Source organism: Streptomyces sp. BBFR25 (genome assembly GCF_044590125.1).
Taxonomy (GTDB): Bacteria; Actinomycetota; Actinomycetes; order Streptomycetales; family Streptomycetaceae; genus Streptomyces; species Streptomyces canus_D.
In genome coordinates, this window is sequence record NZ_CP172447.1 from 5766429 (window position 1) to 5787096 (window position 20668).

Sequence of the window (20668 nt, forward strand, 5' to 3'; positions counted from 1 at the left end):
TGCGTCTACAGCGACAGGAGACCTGAGTGACCTCTACCCCTCGAAGAGCCCGGCTGGCTCTTCCCGCGGCCACCGCCGCACTCGCCCTGTCGGGCGCGGTCCTCGCCGCCGCCCCCGCCCAGGCGTCCGGCGGGGCCCCCGTCCCGCCCCGGCCGGCCGTCACCGAACGGCCCGCCACCGCGTCCCCCGCCGAGCTGGCGCAGCGCGTCCGGGACTCCGGTGCCGCCCTCAAGGGCGACACCGCGACCGCCCCCGGCACGCCCGAGGCCACCCCGAGCGCCGGGGCCCCGTCCGGCCGGGTCGACCCGAAGATCATCGGCGGCAAGGACGCGTCGATCTCCGAGGCGCCGTGGATGGTGCAGCTGCACTACTACGACGACAAGGGCAACGCCGACCCCGCCGACGACGAGGGCTACTTCTGCGGCGGCACCCTGGTGGCCCCGGCGAAGGTCCTGACCGCCGCGCACTGCGTGTACGGCCTGGACTGGTCGGAGAACGGGGCGGTCCTCGCGGGTACCGCCCAGCTGCCCGACGGTGCCGACGTGCACGGCGGCCGGGTCGCCGGTGTGTGGAGCCAGTGGGTCAACCCCACGTACCGGCCGAGCACCACCTCGGGCGGCGACCTGGCGGTGCTCACGCTGACCGAGGCGCTGCCGTACAAGACGCTGCGGCCCACGACGAGCGGCGACACCGCCTCCTACTCCAACGGCACCCCGGCGACGGTGTACGGCTGGGGGCGCACCAGCTCCACCAGCCAGGACATCTCGCCGACGCTGAAGAAGGCGACCGTGCCGATGCGTCCGGACGCCTCCTGCACCTCGTTCTGGGGCTCCGACTTCGTGCCCGGCCAGATGGCCTGCGCCGGTGACCCGGCCTCCGGCCAGGACGCCGGTACGGTCTCCCCGTGCAACGGGGACTCCGGCGGCCCGCTCGTGGTCAACGGCCGGATCGCCGGCGTGGTGTCCTGGGGCGTCGAGGACTGCGTCGCCTCGGGCGCCTACGCCGTCTACGCCAAGGTCAGCTCGTACGTCGGCGAGGTCAACTCCCGCGTCGACGACACCGACCTCGACTTCGACGGCCTGGCGGACCTCTTCGCCCGCACCCCGGGCGGCGAGGCGTACGAGTACTACTCGTTCGGCGACCAGTTCCCCTACCTGGGCGACCGCCTCTCGCTCGGCGACTGGAGCGGGGTGAACCTGGTGCGCCAGGGCGACCTGGACCGCGACTCCTGGCAGGACTACGTGTACCGCGCCTCGGACGGCGTGCTGTACACGCTCGCCTTCAACGGGGAGGACGCCTACGAGTCGATCCGCGTCGGCGGCGGCTGGAACGCGATGAAGGACCTCCGCGTCCCGGGCGACCTCTCCGGCGACGCCCTGCCCGACCTGGTCGCCAAGGACAAGGACGGCGTCCTGTGGCTCTACCCGGGCAAGGGCGACGGCACGTTCGGCAGCCGCGTCCGGATCGGCGGCGGCTGGGCCTCGTACACGATCACCGGCAAGGGCGACTACACCCGGGACGGCAGGCCCGACCTGCTGGCGCGGGACGGCTCGGGCGTCCTGTGGCTGTACCCGGGCACCGGGAAGGCCGCTCCGGCGCTCGGCAGCCGGGTCAGGGTCGGCGGCGGCTGGAACGCCTACAGCGCCCTCGCCACCGCCGGTGACACCACCGGGGACGGCAGGCCCGACCTGCTGGCCCGCGACAGCTCCGGTGTGCTGTGGCTGTACAAGGGCACCGGCACGTCGGGCACGGCCACGTTCAAGGCCCGGGTCCGGGTCGGCGGCGGCTGGAACGCGTTCAACCTCTTCGGCTGAGCGAACGATCCCCGCGGGGCCGCCTCCACCTCGGGGGCGGCCCCGTCGCCGTTCGGCAGGCCCGCGGCTGCGACCTTCGCCACACGCCCCGGCCCGGGGCCCGATCCGGTGCGTACGGACCCGCCCCGGCGGACGCCCAGGTCAGCGAGGTGTGCCCCGGACCGCCGAACACGCTCCGTCACCGTTTCCCCACCGGGTCGCCACAGACGGTTGTGCAACCCTGTCCCGAGTTCCGCCGTCTGAGCTACGGAGGGACCATGGTGAGGTACCGGCGCCGAAACCGCCGGAGCCGACCGACCCGACCCTGAGCGCAGGGGGTAACCGACCGGACGAACACCGAGGAGCCCATGTCCGCCGAGAGCACGCCGGATCCCGCGATACCCGGCCCCGGCCAGTCCCGCACCCCCGGCCCCGGCCGCCGGGGCAAGGGCCGCCGCCGCAAGCCCACGGCCAAGCGGCGCAAGGCCCTGCTTGTCGCGGCCTGGAGCGCCGCGGGCATCGTGGTCCTGGGCGGCACCGGAGCCGGAGTCCTGTACTTCAAGCTCAACGGCAACCTCACGAGCGTCGACATCGACCAGGCGCTCGGCGCCGACCGGCCCGAGAAGGCCGACAACGGCTCGCAGAACATCCTGGTCCTCGGCTCCGACACCCGGTCCGGCGGCAACAAGAAGCTCGGCGGCGGCACCGACGACGGCACCGCCCGCTCGGACACGGCGATGATCGTGCACGTCTACAAGGGCCACAAGAAGGCCAGCGTGGTCTCCATCCCGCGCGACACCCTCATCGACCGCCCCGACTGCACCGACACCGACGGCGGCGAGCACCCCGCGGCCGACGACGTCATGTTCAACTCCGCCTACTCCACCGGCGGCGCCGCCTGCGCCGTCAAGACCGTGGAGTCGATCAGCGGCCTGCGCATGGACCACTACCTGGAGGTCGACTTCAGCGGCTTCCAGAACCTCATCGACGACCTCGGCGGCGTCGAGGTCACCACCACCGAGGACATCAAGGACCCCGACAGCCACCTCGACCTCACGGCCGGCACCCACCGGCTCGACGGCGAGCAGGCCCTCGGCCTGGTCCGCACCCGGCACGGCGTCGGCGACGGCTCCGACCTCGGCCGCATCCAGCTCCAGCAGGCCTTCGTCAAGGCCCTGGTCGACCAGGTCAAGGACGTCGGCCTGCTCGGCAACCCCAAGAAGCTGTACGACATCGCCGACACCGCCACCAAGACCGTGACCACCGACTCCGACCTGGGCTCGGTGAACTCCCTGATGTCCTTCGCGAGCGGCCTGAAGGGAATCGGCCCGGACAAGATGCACATGGTGACCATGCCGGTGATCTACGACCCCGCCGACGCCAACCGCGTCCTGGTCGAGGAGGGCAAGGCCCAGCAGGTCTGGACGGCCCTGAAGAACGACCGCCCGATCCCCGAGTCGGCCACGCAGGGCACGGCCACGGGTGAGGCCAAGGGCGTCGTCAACTCCGGGGAATAGTTCACCCCGCCCCCCGGTTTTGGGGGATGGCGCCAGTCCTGGCAGACTGGTACGTCGGCTCCGGTTCACGCTTCCGCACCCCGCGGCTGCGACCCGGCGCCCTCCCGGAACAGTAGGAGACACCTTGAAGCGCGACATCCACCCCGAGTACGTCGAGACGCAGGTCAGCTGCACCTGTGGCGCGTCGTTCACCACCCGCAGCACCATCCAGTCCGGCACCATCCGGGCCGAGGTCTGCTCCGAGTGCCACCCGTTCTACACGGGCAAGCAGAAGATCCTCGACACCGGTGGCCGTGTGGCCCGCTTCGAGGCCCGCTTCGGCAAGGCCGCCGGCTCCAAGAAGTAGCGAGCCTCCAACCGCCGGTCCACGGCCGCATCCCCTCCCCGGGGAGCGCCGGGACCGGCGTTTTTGGTCGCCCGCCTTCCCCTTCCCGAGCAGTAAGCAGGAGCCCAAGATGTTCGAGGCCGTCGAGGAACTCGTCGCCGAGCACGCCGACCTGGAGAAGAAGCTCGCCGACCCGTCGGTCCACTCCGACCAGGCCAACGCGCGCAAGCTGAACAAGCGGTACGCCGAGCTGACTCCGATCGTCGCCACGTTCCGCTCCTGGAAGCAGACCGGCGACGACATCGAGACCGCGCGCGAGTTCGCGGCCGACGACCCCGACTTCGCCGCCGAGGTCAAGGAGCTGGACAAGCAGCGCGATGAGCTGACGGAGAAGCTGCGCCTGCTCCTGGTCCCGCGCGACCCCAGCGACGACAAGGACGTCATCCTCGAGATCAAGGCCGGCGCCGGCGGCGACGAGTCGGCGCTCTTCGCCGGTGACCTGCTGCGCATGTACCTGCGGTACGCCGAGCGGGTCGGCTGGAAGACCGAGATCATCGACTCCACCGAGTCCGAGCTGGGCGGCTACAAGGACGTCCAGGTCGCCGTGAAGACCAAGGGCGGTCAGGGCGCCACCGAGCCCGGACAGGGCGTCTGGGCGCGGCTGAAGTACGAGGGCGGCGTGCACCGCGTGCAGCGGGTGCCGGCCACCGAGTCCCAGGGCCGCATCCACACCTCCGCGGCGGGCGTCCTGGTGACCCCCGAGGCCGAGGAGATCGACGTCGAGATCAACCCCAACGACCTCCGCATCGACGTCTACCGGTCCTCGGGACCCGGCGGCCAGTCCGTCAACACCACCGACTCCGCCGTGCGCATCACGCACATCCCGACCGGAGTCGTCGCCTCCTGCCAGAACGAGAAGAGCCAGCTGCAGAACAAGGAGCAGGCGATGCGTATCCTGCGCTCCAGGCTGCTCGCGGCGGCGCAGGAGGAGGCGGAGAAGGAGGCCGCGGACGCCCGGCGCAGCCAGGTCCGCACCGTCGACCGCTCCGAGAAGATCCGCACGTACAACTTCCCGGAGAACCGCATCTCGGACCACCGCGTCGGCTTCAAGGCGTACAACCTGGACCAGGTCCTGGACGGCGACCTCGACTCGGTGATCCAGGCCTGCGTCGACGCGGACTCGGCGGCCAAGCTCGCCGCCGCCTGAGCACCGCCGCACCACCCGCACCGGACCACAGCTCAGCCCCGGAGGACCAGCGTGAACCTGCTGCTCATGGAGGTGGCCCAGGCCACCCAGCGGCTGGCCGACGCCGGCGTGCCCTCGCCGCGCACCGACGCGGAGGAACTCGCCGCGTATCTGCACGGCGTCAAGCGGGGCGAGCTGCACACCGTGCCGGACGCGGACTTCGACGCCCGGTACTGGGAGGTCGTCGCCCGCCGCGAGGCGCGCGAGCCGCTCCAGCACATCACCGGCCGCGCCTACTTCCGCTACCTGGAGCTCCAGGTCGGCCCCGGTGTCTTCGTGCCCCGCCCCGAGACCGAGTCGGTCGTCGGGTGGGCCATAGACGCGGTGCGCGCCATGGACGTCGTCGAGCCCTGCATCGTCGACCTGTGCACCGGCTCGGGCGCCATCGCGCTGGCGCTCGCCCAGGAGGTGCCGCGCTCCCGCGTGCACGCCGTGGAGCTGTCCGAGGACGCCCTGGTGTGGACGCGCAAGAACATGGAGGGGTCCAGGGTCGACCTGCGCCAGGGAGACGCCCTGACGGCCTTCCCGGACCTCGACGGCCAGGTCGACCTGGTCGTCTCCAACCCGCCGTACATCCCGCTCACCGAGTGGGAGTACGTCGCCCCCGAGGCCCGCGACCACGATCCCCAGCTTGCCCTGTTCTCCGGCGAGGACGGCCTCGACCTGATCCGGGGCCTGGAACGCACCGCGCACCGGCTGCTGCGCCCCGGCGGCGTGGTCGTCGTCGAGCACGCCGACACCCAGGGCGGCCAGGTGCCGTGGATCTTCACCGAGGAGCGGGGCTGGGCCGACGCGGCCGACCACCCCGACCTCAACAACCGGCCCAGGTTCGCGACCGCCCGCAAGGCACTGCCGTGAGCGGCCGCACCCCGCTGACTTCGATCCCGCAGTACGTGTACGAGGAGGCCCGCTAAATGGCACGGCGATACGACACCAACGACTCGACCGACCGAGTGACCGGTCTGCGCGAGGCCGCGTCCGCCGTCCGCCGGGGCGAGCTCGTGGTGCTGCCGACGGACACCGTGTACGGCATCGGCGCGGACGCCTTCGCCGCGGAGGCCGTCGGCGACCTGCTGGAGGCCAAGGGGCGCGGCCGCAACATGCCCTCCCCGGTCCTCATCGGCTCGCCGAACACCCTGCACGGCCTGGTCACGGACTTCTCCGAGATGGCCTGGGAACTGGTCGACGCCTTCTGGCCCGGCGCGCTGACGCTGGTCGCCAAGCACCAGCCGTCCCTCCAGTGGGACCTGGGCGAGACCCGGGGCACGGTCGCCGTCCGCATGCCGCTGCACCCGGTCGCCATCGAGCTGCTCACCGAGGTCGGCCCGATGGCCGTCTCCTCCGCCAACCTGACCGGCCACCCGGCCCCCGAGGACTGCGACGCCGCCCAGCAGATGCTCGGCGACTCCGTCTCCGTCTACCTCGACGGCGGGCCCACGCCCGGCATCGTCCCGTCGTCCATCGTCGACGTCACCCGCGAGGTGCCGGTCCTGCTGCGTGCGGGCGCGCTGTCGGCGGAGGAACTGCGCAAGGTGGTACCCGACCTCGAGGTGGCGAATTGACGGCCCCTGAGACGGGGCGTGGCATAGGCAACGGGGAACGCGCCGCGGAGATCACGACCACGTTCGTCGGACTTCCGCGCGACAGCTTCCGCATCCTCCACGTCAGCACCGGAAACGTCTGCCGCTCGCCCATCACCGAGCGGCTGACCCGGCACGCGGTGCAGGAGCGGCTCGGTGTGCTGGGCGGCGGCCTGATCGTGGAGAGCGCCGGCACCTGGGGCCACGAAGGCGCCCCCATGGAGGCGAACGCCGAGACGGTCCTCACGGACTTCGGCGCCGACCCCGCCGGCTTCACCGGCCGAGAGCTGCTCGACGAGCACGTGATCCGTGCCGACCTGGTGCTCACCGCGACCCGCGACCACCGGGCCCAGGTCATCTCCATGGGCCACTCGGCGGGCCTGCGCACGTTCACCCTGAAGGAGTTCACCCGCCTGGTGAACGCCATCGACCCGGCGACGCTCCCTCCCCTGGAGGACGGCGTGGTCACCCGCGCCCGCGCCCTGGTCCGCGCGGCCGCCGCGCTGCGCGGGTGGCTCCTGGCCCCCACGGTGGAGGCGGACGAGGTGTACGACCCGTACGGCGCCCCCCTGACCTTCTTCCGCTCGATCGGCGACGAGATACACCAGGCACTCGACCCGGTGGTGACGGCCCTGACGGGGGTCCCCGCGCGGGCGTGAGGCCCGCCAGGGCCGGGCGGTGCGAGGGGCGCGTGAGGGTCGGGGTCCCCGTGGTGACAGCACTGACGGGGGTTCCGGCGCGGGCGTGAGGCGGGGTGGGGGTTGCGGGCCTACATTGGTCGTACGTCACCGTCGACGCATGCCCGGAGCGCACCATGTCGGTCACCCACGACATCATCGAGGCCGATGACAGCTCGCTCGGCGTCCTGCTGCGCCAGGACCCCGAGCTGGCCGAGATCCTGTTCGCCGAAGGCCGTCGGCAGTCGACGACCCTCCAGCTGATCGCCGCCGAGAACTTCACGTCCCCCGCCGTGCTGGCCGCCCTCGGCTCGCCGCTGGCCAACAAGTACGCCGAGGGCTACCCGGGCGCCCGGCACCACGGCGGCTGCGAGATCGTCGACGTCGCCGAGCGGCTCGCCGCGGAGCGGGCCCAGGCGCTGTTCGGTGCCGAGCACGCCAACGTGCAGCCGCACTCCGGCTCCTCCGCCGTGCTGGCCGCCTACGCCGCACTGCTGCGCCCCGGCGACACCGTCCTCGCCCTGGGCCTGCCGTACGGCGGCCACCTCACCCACGGCTCGCCGGGGAACTTCTCCGGCCGCTGGTTCGACTTCGTCGGCTACGGCGTGGACGCGGAGACCGGGCTGATCGACTATGACCAGGTGCGCACCCTGGCCCGCACCCACCGCCCCAAGGCGATCGTGTGCGGCTCCATCGCCTACCCCCGCCACCTCGACCACGCCGCCTTCCGCGCCATCGCCGACGAGGTGGGCGCCTACCTCATCGCGGACGCCGCGCACCCGATCGGCCTGGTCGCCGGGGGAGCGGCGCCCAGCCCGGTGCCGTACGCCGACATCGTCTGCGCCACCACGCACAAGGTGCTGCGCGGACCCCGCGGCGGCATGATCCTGTGCGGAAGCGAACTGTCCGAGCGGGTCGACCGGGCCGTCTTCCCCTTCACCCAGGGCGGCGCCCAGATGCACACCATCGCCGCCAAGGCCGTCGCCTTCGGGGAAGCGGCGACCCCCGCCTTCGCCGCGTACGCCCACCAGGTGGTCGCCAACGCGCGGGCGCTCGCGGCCCACCTGGCCGCCGAGGGACTGGTCGTCACCACCGGCGGTACGGACACCCACCTGCTCACCGTCGACCCCGCCCCGCTCGGCGTCGACGGGAAGGTCGCCCGGGGCCGGCTGGCGGCGGCCGGGATCGTCCTGGACTGCTGCGCGCTGCCGCACGGCGACGCCCGCGGCCTGCGCCTGGGCACGGCGGCGGTGACCACGCAGGGCATGGGGGAGCGGGAGATGCGGGCGGTGGCCACGCTGCTCGCCGGGGTGCTCAGGGGCGACACGGAGGCCGCCGCGGCGCGGGACGACGTACGGGATCTGGTGACGGAGTTTCCCCCGTATCCGGAATGAGGCAGGGTGGGCGCACACGCGTGCACAGCGGCACGTGCAACCATCGTCGCTACCCGGAAGTCCTCATCCATATGCCTGCATCGCTAGGCTGTGAGGCTGGGAATGGCCAGCGAGACCTGTGGGGAAGCCCGTGCGTGAATACCTGCTGACGCTCTGCGTCACGGCCGCGGTGACGTATCTGCTGACCGGGCCGGTACGGAAGTTCGCGATCGTGGCGGGAGCGATGCCGGAGATCCGGGCACGTGACGTGCACCGGGAACCCACTCCGCGGCTCGGCGGTATCGCCATGTTCTTCGGACTGTGCGCGGGTCTGCTGGTCGCCGACCACCTGACCAACCTCCACCAGGTCTTCGAGAAGTCCAACGAACCGCGGGCGCTGCTCTCCGGCGCCGCGCTGATCTGGCTGATCGGTGTCCTGGACGACAAGTTCGAGATCGACGCCCTGATCAAGCTGGGCAGTCAGATGATCGCCGCCGGCGTGATGGTTGTGCAGGGTCTGACGATCCTGTGGCTTCCCATCCCGACCGTGGGCACGGTCGCGCTGACCCAGTGGCAGGGCACGCTCCTCACCGTGGCGTTGGTCGTCGTGACCATCAACGCGGTCAACTTCGTGGACGGCCTCGACGGTCTCGCGGCCGGCGTGGTGTGCATCGCGGCGGCGGCGTTCTTCATGTACGCCTACCGGATCTGGTACTCGTACGGCATCGAGGCCGCGGCGCCCGCCTCGCTGTTCGCGGCCATCCTGATGGGCATGTGCCTGGGCTTCCTGCCGCACAACATCCATCCCGCGCGCATCTTCATGGGCGACTCCGGCTCGATGCTGATCGGCCTGGTCCTGGCGGCGAGCGCCATCTCCATCACGGGCCAGGTGGACCCGGACAGCCTCTTCGGCGGCTCCGAGCGCAACACCGTGCACCAGATGGTGCCGGTCTACATCCCGCTGCTGATGCCGCTGACCATCATCGCCATCCCGGCCGCCGACCTGATCCTGGCGATCGTGCGCCGCACCTGGCGCGGCCAGTCGCCGTTCGCCGCCGACCGGGGGCACCTGCACCACCGCCTGCTGGAGATCGGCCACTCGCACAGCCGCGCGGTGCTGATCATGTACTTCTTCTCGGCGCTGATCGCGTTCGGGGCGCTCGCCTACTCGGTGAACGCGGCGTCGATGTGGATCGTGCTGGGCGTCGTCTTCCTCAGCGCGATCGGCCTGGTCCTGCTCCTGCTGCCGCGCTTCACGCCGCGCGCCCCCCGCTGGGCCGAGGCCTTCGTGCCGCCGCGCTACCGGCGCCGCCGGGCGGCCGCCGCCCCGGCCGAGAAAGAGGCCGCGGTGGCCGCGGACGAGGACGACGACGAGGAGCGGGTGCGCGTCACCGTCGGCGTCTCGGGCGTCAACGGGGCGACCGCCGTCGGACCCCGTACGCGGGCACGGTAGAAAAGGTGAGAGGGGCGAAACCCCCCATTACCAGACAAGTGGGCGCGGTAATTGCACAAACGCGCACTGTCACTCTCACGTGTGACAGCAAGCACACCCACAGGTAAAGACCTCATCAAATAGTTTGTGATACGGTTCACGAGTATTCCCGGGGTAGAGCCCAAGGACCGTAGTGCGACGGTCTCTTGAACGTGCGGACACCGTCCGCCCCGGGGCTACGCTCGTCCATGACGACACCTGCCCCCTGTGTGTTGAAAGCGGAGTTGCCGCCATGCCGTCCAATGACGTCCGGATCCTGCTTCAGGCTGCCGTGCCCACGGCTGCCGTCGGCGCTGTAGCCGCCGTCGTCAGCGCCGTGGTCGCCGGTGGCAAGGGTGCGGTCGGAGCCGTCGTCGCGACCGTGGTGGCGATGCTCTTCATGGGGATCGGCCTCTACGTCCTGCAGCGCACCGCCAAATCGCTTCCGCACCTCTTCCAGGCGATGGGCCTGATGCTCTACGCGGCACAGATCCTGCTGCTGTTCGTCTTCCTCGCGGCGTTCAAGAACACGACGCTGTTCAACCCCCGGTCCTTCGCGATCACCCTGGTCGCCGTCACGCTCGCGTGGATCGCCGCGCAGACGCGGGCGCACATGAAGGCCAAGATCCTCTACGTCGAGCCCGAACCGAAGGGCGAAAAGCCCGAAAAGACGGGCCACTCGTCGTGAGGGGTAGGGCCGGGATAAAGAGGCATGTGAAGTCCTGCTATCGTCCGGTGCCAACTGCGGCATCGCGGGCGCGGGCATCTCGGCTGACGCCTGCTGAATCGCGAGGCGAGATGCCCCACAGCCGCCCCCACATCCGTTACACCAGTCCCGTGCCGAACAGCGGTTACGCGCCGCGCCGACACAACGAGGTTGCCGTACCCATGCGCCACGATGAAGGAGCCCGCGGTGAGTGCTGACCCGACGCAGGTGCTCGCCTTCGAGACCGACTGCCACCTGTTCGACGGGTGTGGCTTCCCGGCTCCCGGCCTGCACTCGTTCCTCTTCGAGCCGCTCTGGGGCAACGCAGACGGCAACGGCATGTACTTCAACAAGCCGATGCTGCTCGCCCTGCTCGGCTCGATCATCATCGTGGGCTTCTTCTGGGCCGCCTTCAACAAGCCGAAGGTTGTCCCGGGCAAGCTCCAGATGGTCGCCGAGGCCGGCTACGACTTCATCCGCCGCGGCGTGGTGTACGAGACGATCGGCAAGAAGGAAGGCGAGAAGTACGTCCCGCTCGTCGTGACGCTCTTCTTCTTCATCTGGATGATGAACCTCTGGTCGATCATCCCGGTCGCCCAGTTCCCGGTGACGTCGATCATCGCCTACCCGGCGGGCATGGCCCTGATCGTCTACGTCCTGTGGGTCTCGCTGACCTTCAAGCGCCACGGCTTCGTGGGCTTCTTCAAGAACGTCACGGGCTACGACAAGTCGCTCGGCGCGGTGCTGCCGCTGGCCATGACGATCGAGTTCTTCTCGAACCTGATCGTCCGCCCCTTCACCCACGCCGTCCGGCTCTTCGCGAACATGTTCGCGGGCCACACGCTGCTGCTCCTCTTCACGATCGCCAGCTGGTACATGCTGAACGGCATCGGCATCGCCTACGCGGGCGTCTCGTTCGTGATGACGATCATCATGACGGCCTTCGAGCTCTTCATCCAGGCCGTGCAGGCGTACGTGTTCGTGCTGCTGACCTGCACCTACATCCAGGGCGCGCTCGCCGAGCACCACTGAGTCGTCCCGCATCACACCCCAGCCGTCCGGTGGCCAACCCCCACCGGTCCGTAAAGAGAAGGAAGAACTGGCATGTCCCAGACCCTTGCTGCCGTCGAAGGTTCGCTCAGCTCCGTCGGTTACGGCCTGGCCGCCATTGGCCCCGGCGTCGGCGTCGGCATCATCTTCGGTAACGGCACCCAGGCCCTCGCCCGCCAGCCCGAGGCGGCCGGTCTGATCCGCGCCAACCAGATCCTGGGCTTCGCGTTCTGTGAGGCGCTCGCCCTCATCGGTCTCGTCATGCCGTTCGTCTACTAAGACGAGCACTGACGACCGACCCTTTCGACGAAAGGCACTGATGTGAACTCCGCCCTGGTTTTCCTGGCGGCTGAGGGTGAGAAGGAGAATCCCCTCATCCCGCCGTGGCCGGAAGTTGTCATCGGCCTCATCGCTTTCGTCATCGTCTTCGGCTTCCTCGCCAAGAAGCTCCTCCCGAACATCAACAAGGTTCTGGAAGAGCGTCGCGAGGCCATCGAGGGCGGTATCGAGAAGGCCGAGGCCGCGCAGACCGAGGCCCAGAGCGTCCTTGAGCAGTACAAGGCCCAGCTCGCCGAGGCCCGGCACGAGGCCGCGCGACTGCGTCAGGAGGCGCAGGAGCAGGGCGCCACGCTCATCGCCGAGATGCGCGCGGAAGGCCAGCGGCAGCGTGAGGAGATCATCGCCGCCGGTCACGCCCAGATCCAGGCCGACCGCAAGGCCGCCGCGTCCGCGCTGCGCCAGGACGTCGGCAAGCTGGCCACCGACCTGGCCGGCAAGCTCGTCGGCGAGTCCCTCGAGGACCACGCCCGCCAGAGCCGCGTCATCGACCGCTTCCTGGACGAGCTGGACGACAAGGCGACGACGGCAGAGGCAACCCGATGAGTGGGATGCACGGAGCGAGCCGCGAGGCGCTGGCCGCCGCACGCGAGCGTCTCGACGCGCTGACGGACTCCACGTCCGTGGACGCCGGCGCGCTCGCCGACGAGCTGGCCGCCGTCACCGCGCTGCTCCACCGCGAGGTGTCGCTGCGTCGGGTCCTCACCGACCCGGCGCAGGCCGGCGAGGCCAAGGCCGAACTCGCGCAGCGTCTCCTCGGCACCCAGGTCAGCGGCCCGGCCGTCGACCTGGTGGCCGGCATGGTGCGCTCCCGCTGGTCGCAGTCCCGCGACCTGGTGGACGCACTGGAGGAGCTGGCGAACACCGCCGACCTCACCGCCGCCCAGAAGCGGGGCCGGCTCGACAACGTCGAGGACGAGCTGTTCCGGTTCGGCCGGATCGTCTCCTCCAACACCGAGCTGCGCGCCGCGCTCACCAACCGGTCGGCCACCACCGCGGCCAAGGGCGAGCTGCTGCGCGAACTGCTCGGCGGCCGGGCGGAGCGGACCACCGAGCGTCTGGTGACGCGCCTTGTCACCGTGCCGCGGGGACGTAGCCTGGAGTCGGGACTCGAGTCCCTGTCCAAGCTCGCCGCCGACCGGCGGGACCGGATGGTCGCCGTGGTCACCTCGGCGGTGCCGCTGAGCGACACGCAGAAGCAGCGCCTCGGCGCGGCCCTCGCGAAGGTCTACGGCCGTCCGATGCACCTCAACCTCGACGTGGACCCCGAGGTCCTCGGCGGAATCCGGGTGCAGGTCGGTGACGAGGTCATCAACGGCTCCATCGCGGACCGCCTGGAGGACGCCGGCCGCCGGCTGGCGAGCTGACGCTTCCCGCGACCGCGGTCGCGACAACAGCACAGCAAAACAGCAGTAACAGAGCAGTAGCAGTACGTACTTACGACGGCCCTGGTTGGGCCGTGCAGAGGATTCACCTCTTATTGGGGGGAGTCCCGACTCGTGGAATACCCCCCAAGTGAAACTTCGGGCCCAACAAGGAGAGCAGGGAACTCAGATGGCGGAGCTCACGATCCGGCCGGAGGAGATCCGGGACGCACTGGAGAACTTCGTCCAGTCGTACAAGCCGGACGCGGCCTCGCGCGAGGAGGTCGGTACGGTCACCCTTGCCGGCGACGGCATCGCGAAGGTCGAGGGCCTGCCCTCGGCCATGGCCAACGAACTGCTGAAGTTCGAGGACGGCACCCTCGGCCTCGCCCTCAACCTCGAGGAGCGCGAGATCGGTTGCGTCGTCCTCGGTGAGTTCAGCGGCATCGAGGAGGGGCAGCCGGTCTCGCGTACCGGTGAAGTCCTCTCCGTGGCCGTCGGCGAGGGCTACCTCGGCCGCGTCGTCGACCCCCTCGGCAACCCGATCGACGGCCTCGGCGAGATCGAGACGTCCGGTCGCCGCGCCCTCGAACTGCAGGCCCCCACGGTCATGCAGCGCAAGTCGGTGCACGAGCCGATGGAGACGGGCTACAAGGCCGTCGACGCCATGACCCCGATCGGCCGCGGTCAGCGTCAGCTGATCATCGGCGACCGCCAGACCGGCAAGACCGCCCTGGCCGTCGACACGATCATCAACCAGCGCGACAACTGGCGCACCGGCGACCCGAGCAAGCAGGTCCGCTGCATCTACGTCGCCATCGGCCAGAAGGGCTCCACCATCGCGTCCGTGCGCGGTGCGCTGGAGGAGAACGGCGCGCTGGAGTACACGACCATCGTGGCCGCCCCGGCGTCCGACCCGGCCGGCTTCAAGTACCTGGCGCCGTACACCGGCTCGGCCATCGGCCAGCAGTGGATGTACGAGGGCAAGCACGTCCTGATCATCTTCGACGACCTGTCGAAGCAGGCCGACGCCTACCGCGCCGTGTCGCTGCTGCTGCGCCGCCCGCCGGGCCGTGAGGCCTACCCGGGTGACGTCTTCTACCTGCACTCCCGTCTGCTGGAGCGCTGCGCGAAGCTCTCCGACGCCGAGGGCGCCGGCTCGATGACCGGTCTGCCGATCGTCGAGACCAAGGCCAACGACGTGTCGGCGTTCATCCCGACCAACGTCATCTCCATCACCGACGGCCAGTGCTTCCTGGAGTCCGACCTGTTCAACGCCGGTCAGCGTCCGGCCCTGAACGTCGGTATCTCGGTCTCCCGCGTCGGTGGCTCCGCCCAGCACAAGGCCATGAAGCAGGTCTCCGGCCGACTGCGCGTGGACCTTGCCCAGTTCCGTGAGCTGGAGGCGTTCGCCGCCTTCGGTTCCGACCTGGACGCCGCGTCGAAGTCGCAGCTGGAGCGCGGTCAGCGCATGGTCGAGCTGCTGAAGCAGGACCAGTACCAGCCGATGGCCACCGAGGACCAGGTCGTCTCCGTCTGGGCCGGTACCACCGGCAAGATGGACGAGGTGCCGGTCGGCGACATCCGCCGCTTCGAGAAGGAGCTGCTCGAGTACCTGCACCGCCAGGAGCAGGGCCTCATGACCTCCATCCGCGAGGGCGGCAAGATGTCGGACGACACCCTGCAGGCCGTCGCCGATGCGATCGCGTCGTTCAAGAAGCAGTTCGAGACCTCGGACGGCAAGCTGCTCGGCGAGGACGCCCCGTCCGCCGCCAAGTGACGTAAGGAAGGGACCTGACTCATGGGAGCCCAGCTCCGGGTCTACAAGCGTCGCATCCGATCCGTCACCGCGACCAAGAAGATCACCAAGGCGATGGAGATGATCGCCGCCTCGCGCGTCGTCAAGGCGCAGCGCAAGGTGGCGGCCTCCACGCCGTACGCGCAGGAGCTCACCCGCGCGGTCACGGCGGTCGGTACCGGGTCGAACACGAAGCACCCGCTCACCACGGAGGCGGACAGCCCGAGCCGTGCCGCGGTCCTGCTCCTCACGAGCGACCGCGGTCTGGCCGGCGCCTTCAACTCCAACGCCATCAAGGCGGCGGAGCAGCTGACCGAGCGCCTCGAGCGTGAGGGCCGCCAGGTCGACACGTACATCGTCGGCCGCCGCGGTCTGGCCCACTACAACTTCCGCGAGCGCAAGGTCGCGGAGTCGTTCGCGGGCTTCACCGACGAGCCGACGTACGCGGACGCCAAGAAGGTCGCGGCGCCGCTGATCGAGGCCATCGAGAAGGACACGGCCGAGGGCGGCGTGGACGAGCTCCACATCGTCTACACCGAGTTCGTCTCGATGATGACGCAGACGGCGATCGACTCCCGGCTGCTGCCGCTGAGCCTCGACGAGGTGGCCGCCGAGTCGGGCGCGAAGGACGAGATCCTTCCGCTGTACGACTTCGAGCCGTCGGCGGAGGACGTCCTCGACGCCCTGCTGCCTCGCTACGTCGAAAGCCGCATCTACAACGCGCTGCTCCAGTCGGCTGCCTCCAAGCACGCCGCCACCCGGCGCGCGATGAAGTCGGCCACCGACAACGCGGGCGAGCTGATCAACACGCTCTCCCGTCTTGCCAACGCGGCCCGCCAGGCCGAAATCACCCAGGAAATCAGCGAGATCGTCGGTGGCGCCAGTGCCCTGGCCGACGCGAACGCGGGGAGTGACAACTAATGACCACCACTGTTGAGACCGCGACGGCCACGGGCCGCGTCGCCCGGGTCATCGGCCCGGTCGTCGACGTGGAGTTCCCCGTCGACGCGATGCCGGAGATCTACAACGCCCTCCACGTCGAGGTCGCCGACCCGGCGCAGGCGGGCGAGCTGAAGACGCTGACCCTGGAGGTCGCCCAGCACCTGGGTGACGGCCTGGTCCGCACCATCTCCATGCAGCCCACCGACGGTCTGGTCCGCCAGGCCGCGGTGACCGACACGGGCTCGGCCATCTCCGTGCCCGTCGGCGACTTCACCAAGGGCAAGGTGTTCAACACCCTCGGTGAGGTGCTGAACGTCGACGAGACCTACACCGGTGAGCGCTGGCCGATCCACCGCAAGGCGCCGAACTTCGACGAGCTCGAGTCGAAGACCGAGATGTTCGAGACCGGCGTCAAGGTCATCGACCTGCTGACCCCGTACGTCAAGGGCGGCAAGATCGGTCTGTTCGGCGGCGCCGGCGTCGGCAAGACGGTGCTCATCCAGGAGATGATCTACCGCGTCGCCAACAACCACGACGGTGTCTCCGTGTTCGCCGGTGTCGGTGAGCGCACCCGTGAGGGCAACGACCTCATCGACGAGATGAGCGAGTCCGGCGTCATCGACAAGACCGCGCTGGTCTTCGGTCAGATGGACGAGCCGCCGGGCACCCGTCTGCGCGTCGCGCTGGCCGGCCTGACCATGGCCGAGTACTTCCGCGACGTCCAGAAGCAGGACGTGCTGTTCTTCATCGACAACATCTTCCGCTTCACCCAGGCGGGCTCCGAGGTGTCGACCCTGCTCGGCCGCATGCCCTCCGCGGTGGGCTACCAGCCGAACCTGGCCGACGAGATGGGTCTCCTCCAGGAGCGCATCACCTCGACCCGTGGTCACTCGATCACCTCGATGCAGGCGATCTACGTCCCCGCGGACGACCTGACCGACCCGGCCCCGGCCACCACCTTCGCCCACCTCGACGCGACGACGGTGCTCTCCCGTCCGATCTCCGAGAAGGGCATCTACCCGGCCGTGGACCCGCTGGACTCGACGTCCCGCATCCTCGACCCGCGGTACATCGCGGCGGACCACTACCAGGCCGCGATGCGCGTGAAGAACATCCTGCAGAAGTACAAGGACCTGCAGGACATCATCGCGATCCTCGGTATCGACGAGCTGGGCGAAGAGGACAAGCTCGTCGTCCACCGCGCCCGTCGCGTGGAGCGCTTCCTGTCCCAGAACACCCACGTCGCCAAGCAGTTCACCGGCGTCGACGGGTCGGACGTCCCGCTGGACGAGTCGATCGCGGCCTTCAACGCGATCTGCGACGGCGAGTACGACCACTTCCCGGAGCAGGCGTTCTTCATGTGCGGTGGCATCGAGGACCTGAAGAACAACGCCAAGGAGCTGGGCGTCTCCTGAGCCCCGGCTCGCGGTGAGCCGCACGGTTCACCACCCGGAGGGGGCGGGCGCGTCCCGTCCCCTCCGGCACGCCCCTTAGACTTGTAACCAACACCCGGCTCTCCCGCCGGGTGGTGACCCGAGGAGCCACCTTGGCTGCTGAGCTGCACGTCGCGCTGGTCGCGGCCGACCGAGAGGTCTGGTCCGGCGAGGCCACCCTGGTCGTCGCGCGCACCACGTCCGGCGACATCGGCGTCATGCCCGGTCACCAGCCGCTGCTCGGTGTGCTGGAGTCGGGCCCGGTGACCATTCGTACGAGTGACGGCGGGACGGTCGTCGCCGCGGTGCACGGCGGTTTCATCTCGTTCGCCGACAACAAGCTGTCGCTGCTGGCCGAGATCGCCGAGCTGTCGGACGAGATCGACGTCCACCGCGCCGAGCGGAAGCTCGAACAGGCGAAGGCGGAGGGCGACGCCCACGCCGAGCGTCGCGCGGACGTCCGACTGCGCGCGGCGGCGGGACGCTGATCCACAGCACAGTGCGATAGCGTCGTGCCATGACGTCACTCAGCCGCGGCTGGGACCGGAGCCATCCGGACCCGGCCGCGGCTGAGGCAGATCCGGGTGTTTTTTCCGTTCCGTTACCTAGGAGACGAGGAGGTCGGTGTCGATGGCCCTCGCTCTGACTGTGTGCGGAATCGTGGTGGCCGTGGTGGTGATCGGCCTCTTCGTCTTCGGTCTGCGCCGCCGGCTGATCCAGCGCTCGGGCGGCACCTTCGACTGCTCCCTGCGCTGGGACGCCCCCAAGGAGGGCGACACCACCGACGGCAAGGGCTGGGCCTACGGCGTGGCCCGCTACAACGGCGACCGGGTCGAGTGGTACCGCGTCTTCTCGTACTCCCCCCGCCCGCGCCGCGTCCTCGAGCGCTCCTCGATCGAGGTGGACGGCCGCCGGGTGCCGGACGGGGAGGAGGAGCTGGCGTTGCTCTCCGACGCCGTGGTCCTGGCCTGTCTGCACCGGGGCACACGGCTCGAACTGGCGATGAGCGAAGACGCGCTGACCGGATTCCTCGCGTGGCTGGAAGCAGCCCCGCCCGGTCAGCGCGTCAATGTCGCTTAATTGTCCTGACAGCTGGTGTTACTTGAGGCCGCTGTCGATGGCGCTCACCAGTTCGCCGTTCGTGGTGTCGCCGCTGAACTCCCAGAAGAAGGCGCCGCCGAGGCCCTGCTGCTCGGCCCAGTCCATCTTCGACTTGATGGTGGCCGGGGTGTCGTAGGACCACCAGTTGGAGCCGCAGTGGGCGTACGCGGTGCCCGCGACGGTGCCGGTGGCCGGGCAGCTGTTCTTGAGGACCTTGTAGTCCTCGATGCCCGCCTCGTACGTGCCGGTCGCCGGGCCGGTGGCGGTGCCGCCGGGCGCGGACTGCGTGACGCCGGTCCAGCCGCGGCCGTAGAAGCCGATGCCGATCAGCAGCTTGTCGGCCGGGACGCCCTTGGACTTGAACTTCGCCATCGCGTCGGCGGTGGTGAAGCCCTGCTGCGGGATGCCGTCGTACGCGGTCAGCGGCGAGTGCGGAGCGGTCGGCCCGTTCTTCGCCCAGGCGCCGAAGAAGTCGTACGTCATCACGTTGTACCAGTCGATGTACTTCGAGGCCTCGCCGTAGTCGGCGGCGTCGATCTTGCCGCCGTCCGAGCCGTCGGCGGTGACGGCCGCGGTGATCAGGTAGTCCTGGCCGAACTCGGCGCGCATCGCCTTCATCATGCTGCTGAAGGCGTTCGGGGCGCTGGTCTCGTCGCAGCTGAGACCGCAGGCGTTCGGGTACTCCCAGTCCAGGTCGATGCCGTCGAAGACGTCGGCCCAGCGCGGGTCCTCGACCAGGTCGTGACAGGACTTGGCGAAGGCGGCCGGGTTCTTCACGGCGTCGGGGAAGCCGCCGGACCAGGTCCAGCCGCCGAAGGAGTAGAGGATCTTGATGTTCGGGTACTTGGCCTTCAGCTTGCGCAGCTGGTTGAAGTTGCCGCGCAGCGGCTGGTCCCAGGTGTCGGCGACGCCGTCGACGGACTGGTCGGCGGTGTACGCCTTGTCGTAGTCGGCGTAGGCGTCGCCGATGGTGCACTTGCCGCCCTGGACGTTGCCGAAGGCGTAGTTGATGTGCGTGATCTTGTCGGCGGAGCCGGAGGTGACCAGGTTCTTCACGTGGTAGTTGCGCCCGTAGACGCCCCAGTTGGTGAAGTAGCCCAGCTTGACCTCGTCACCGGTGCCGGGGTTGCCGCCGTCCCCGCCGGTGGTCGTGACCTTCACGGAGCCGCTGGCCGGACCGGTCTGGTCGGCGGTGTCGCGGGCCTTGACGCTGTACGAGTAGGCGGTGCCCTTGGTGAGGCCGTTGTCCGTGTAGGTGGTGCCGGTGACGGTGGCGACCTTCGCGCCGTCCCGCAGGACGTCGTAGTTCTTGACGCCCTTGTCGTCGGTCGCCGCCGACCAGGACAGTTTCACCGAGGTGTCGGTGATGTTGGAGGCGGTGGGCGTGCCGGGCGCGGAGGGGGCCGCGTCGCCGGGGACCGAGGTGCCGTCGCAGCTGCCGCCGTTGAGCTTGCAGTTGGACGGGGAGCCGGGGCCGCTGCCGTTGAAGCCGAAGGAGACCGAGGCGCCGGGGGCGAGCGTCCCGTTCCAGCCGACGTTCTTGGCGGTCCAGTGGTCGCCGGAGTTGGTGACGGTGGCGTCCCAGGCGGAGGTCACCTTGGTGCCGGAGGGGAAGTCCCACTCGACGGTCCAGGAGCTGAGCGAGGTGGTGCCGGTGTTCTTCACCGTCCAGCTGCCGCCGAAGCCCGTGCCCCAGTCCGAGGTCTTGGCGAAGGTGGCCGTCGCGCTGGTGGCCGCCTGGGCCGGGCTCGCGAGGCCGACCAGCCCGGCGAGGGGAAGCGCCAGGGTCGCTGCGAGTGCCGCGGCTTTGTGTCTGAAGCGCATGTGCGCCTCCTTATATGGGGTGTTGTCGAGGGCATGACTGAGCCTCATGCCCGCAGTGCCGCGAGAATAGAAAGGTCTGGACCATAGGTCAATAGGTCTGGACCAATGTGCGAACCGGTGGTTGAGCCTGTG

At 69.8% G+C, this 20668-nt stretch carries 20 protein-coding genes; 19 read left to right on the forward strand and 1 reads right to left on the reverse strand.

Features of this window, described 5'->3' with window-relative positions; all coding sequences use genetic code 11:
• Window positions 1-26 precede the first annotated feature (26 nt).
• The 19 genes from ACGH52_RS26475 to ACGH52_RS26565 all read left to right on the forward strand — a co-directional run bounded on the left by ACGH52_RS26475 (window position 27) and on the right by ACGH52_RS26565 (window position 18691).
• Window positions 27-1814 (forward strand): trypsin-like serine protease, encoded by a 1788-nt coding sequence (locus ACGH52_RS26475; protein ID WP_399942923.1) that lies wholly within the window; start codon window positions 27-29, stop codon window positions 1812-1814.
• 347 nt (window positions 1815-2161) lie between these two features.
• A complete protein-coding gene (locus tag ACGH52_RS26480) occupies window positions 2162-3310 on the forward strand; it encodes an LCP family protein (protein ID WP_121700883.1) in 1149 nt (382 codons plus the stop codon).
• A gap of 124 nt (window positions 3311-3434) precedes the next feature.
• Complete coding sequence (gene rpmE / locus ACGH52_RS26485) at window positions 3435-3656, forward strand: 50S ribosomal protein L31 (protein WP_059301453.1); 222 nt, start codon at window positions 3435-3437, stop codon at window positions 3654-3656.
• Window positions 3657-3765: 109 nt separating this feature from the next.
• A complete protein-coding gene (gene prfA / locus ACGH52_RS26490) occupies window positions 3766-4842 on the forward strand; it encodes a peptide chain release factor 1 (protein ID WP_059301454.1) in 1077 nt (358 codons plus the stop codon).
• 51 nt (window positions 4843-4893) lie between these two features.
• Window positions 4894-5739, forward strand: coding sequence for a peptide chain release factor N(5)-glutamine methyltransferase (prmC, locus tag ACGH52_RS26495; RefSeq protein ID WP_059301455.1), 846 nt, complete (start codon window positions 4894-4896; stop codon window positions 5737-5739).
• 56 nt (window positions 5740-5795) lie between these two features.
• Window positions 5796-6443: an L-threonylcarbamoyladenylate synthase gene (locus tag ACGH52_RS26500; RefSeq protein WP_121700882.1), complete on the forward strand. Its 648-nt coding sequence runs from the start codon at window positions 5796-5798 to the stop codon at window positions 6441-6443.
• A complete protein-coding gene (locus ACGH52_RS26505; protein ID WP_076976350.1) occupies window positions 6440-7120 on the forward strand; it encodes a protein-tyrosine-phosphatase in 681 nt (226 codons plus the stop codon). Before ACGH52_RS26500 ends, ACGH52_RS26505 begins: the two co-directional genes overlap by 4 nt.
• A 155-nt stretch (window positions 7121-7275) precedes the next feature.
• Window positions 7276-8532, forward strand: coding sequence for a serine hydroxymethyltransferase (gene glyA, locus ACGH52_RS26510; protein ID WP_399942929.1), 1257 nt, complete (start codon window positions 7276-7278; stop codon window positions 8530-8532).
• 130 nt (window positions 8533-8662) lie between these two features.
• The gene (locus ACGH52_RS26515; protein WP_076976352.1) at window positions 8663-9964 is read left to right on the forward strand and encodes an MraY family glycosyltransferase; all 1302 of its coding nucleotides are present in this window, start codon (window positions 8663-8665) and stop codon (window positions 9962-9964) included.
• A 271-nt stretch (window positions 9965-10235) separates the two neighbouring features.
• Window positions 10236-10670 (forward strand): hypothetical protein, encoded by a 435-nt coding sequence (locus tag ACGH52_RS26520; RefSeq protein WP_030187255.1) that lies wholly within the window; start codon window positions 10236-10238, stop codon window positions 10668-10670.
• Window positions 10671-10880: 210 nt separating this feature from the next.
• Complete coding sequence (gene atpB, locus ACGH52_RS26525; RefSeq protein WP_059301460.1) at window positions 10881-11720, forward strand: F0F1 ATP synthase subunit A; 840 nt, start codon at window positions 10881-10883, stop codon at window positions 11718-11720.
• Window positions 11721-11792: 72 nt separating this feature from the next.
• Complete coding sequence (gene atpE / locus ACGH52_RS26530; protein WP_030545783.1) at window positions 11793-12017, forward strand: ATP synthase F0 subunit C; 225 nt, start codon at window positions 11793-11795, stop codon at window positions 12015-12017.
• A gap of 42 nt (window positions 12018-12059) precedes the next feature.
• Window positions 12060-12620, forward strand: a complete 561-nt coding sequence (locus ACGH52_RS26535) for a F0F1 ATP synthase subunit B (protein WP_079033134.1) — start codon at window positions 12060-12062, stop codon at window positions 12618-12620.
• Between the two features lie 5 nt (window positions 12621-12625).
• Entirely contained in the window at window positions 12626-13441 is an 816-nt protein-coding gene (locus ACGH52_RS26540; protein ID WP_059301461.1) for a F0F1 ATP synthase subunit delta, read from the forward strand.
• A gap of 187 nt (window positions 13442-13628) precedes the next feature.
• Complete coding sequence (gene atpA, locus ACGH52_RS26545) at window positions 13629-15218, forward strand: F0F1 ATP synthase subunit alpha (RefSeq protein WP_059301462.1); 1590 nt, start codon at window positions 13629-13631, stop codon at window positions 15216-15218.
• Window positions 15219-15239: 21 nt separating this feature from the next.
• Window positions 15240-16157, forward strand: coding sequence for a F0F1 ATP synthase subunit gamma (locus ACGH52_RS26550; RefSeq protein ID WP_059301463.1), 918 nt, complete (start codon window positions 15240-15242; stop codon window positions 16155-16157).
• Window positions 16157-17593 carry a F0F1 ATP synthase subunit beta gene (atpD, locus tag ACGH52_RS26555; RefSeq protein WP_059301464.1) on the forward strand — a complete coding sequence of 479 codons (1437 nt, stop codon included), beginning with the start codon at window positions 16157-16159 and terminating at the stop codon, window positions 17591-17593. The genes ACGH52_RS26550 and atpD overlap by 1 nt, the downstream gene beginning before the upstream one ends.
• Before the next feature lie 131 nt (window positions 17594-17724).
• Entirely contained in the window at window positions 17725-18099 is a 375-nt protein-coding gene (locus tag ACGH52_RS26560) for a F0F1 ATP synthase subunit epsilon (protein WP_030187277.1), read from the forward strand.
• Between the two features lie 142 nt (window positions 18100-18241).
• On the forward strand, window positions 18242-18691 hold the full coding sequence (locus ACGH52_RS26565; RefSeq protein ID WP_059301465.1) for a DUF2550 domain-containing protein: 450 nt from the start codon (window positions 18242-18244) through the stop codon (window positions 18689-18691).
• Between the two features lie 18 nt (window positions 18692-18709).
• On the opposite strand, the gene ACGH52_RS26570 is transcribed toward ACGH52_RS26565, so the two are convergent.
• Window positions 18710-20536, reverse strand: a complete 1827-nt coding sequence (locus ACGH52_RS26570; RefSeq protein ID WP_121702608.1) for a glycoside hydrolase family 18 chitinase — start codon at window positions 20534-20536, stop codon at window positions 18710-18712.
• Between the last annotated feature and the right edge of the window lie 132 nt (window positions 20537-20668).

Bases quoted from the DNA above. Each gene is read 5' to 3' on its own strand.
- ACGH52_RS26480 (WP_121700883.1), top strand. From the start codon at position 2,162: ATGTCCGCCGAGAGCACGCCGGATCCCGCGATACCCGGCCCCGGCCAG.
- prfA (WP_059301454.1), top strand. From the start codon at position 3,766: ATGTTCGAGGCCGTCGAGGAACTCGTCGCCGAGCACGCCGACCTGGAG.
- ACGH52_RS26500 (WP_121700882.1), top strand. From the start codon at position 5,796: ATGGCACGGCGATACGACACCAACGACTCGACCGACCGAGTGACCGGT.
- glyA (WP_399942929.1), top strand. From the start codon at position 7,276: ATGTCGGTCACCCACGACATCATCGAGGCCGATGACAGCTCGCTCGGC.
- ACGH52_RS26520 (WP_030187255.1), top strand. From the start codon at position 10,236: ATGCCGTCCAATGACGTCCGGATCCTGCTTCAGGCTGCCGTGCCCACG.
- atpB (WP_059301460.1), top strand. From the start codon at position 10,881: ATGAAGGAGCCCGCGGTGAGTGCTGACCCGACGCAGGTGCTCGCCTTC.
- atpE (WP_030545783.1), top strand. From the start codon at position 11,793: ATGTCCCAGACCCTTGCTGCCGTCGAAGGTTCGCTCAGCTCCGTCGGT.
- ACGH52_RS26540 (WP_059301461.1), top strand. From the start codon at position 12,626: ATGCACGGAGCGAGCCGCGAGGCGCTGGCCGCCGCACGCGAGCGTCTC.
- atpA (WP_059301462.1), top strand. From the start codon at position 13,629: ATGGCGGAGCTCACGATCCGGCCGGAGGAGATCCGGGACGCACTGGAG.
- ACGH52_RS26550 (WP_059301463.1), top strand. From the start codon at position 15,240: ATGGGAGCCCAGCTCCGGGTCTACAAGCGTCGCATCCGATCCGTCACC.
- atpD (WP_059301464.1), top strand. From the start codon at position 16,157: ATGACCACCACTGTTGAGACCGCGACGGCCACGGGCCGCGTCGCCCGG.
- ACGH52_RS26565 (WP_059301465.1), top strand. From the start codon at position 18,242: ATGGCCCTCGCTCTGACTGTGTGCGGAATCGTGGTGGCCGTGGTGGTG.
- ACGH52_RS26570 (WP_121702608.1), bottom strand. From the start codon at position 20,536: ATGCGCTTCAGACACAAAGCCGCGGCACTCGCAGCGACCCTGGCGCTT.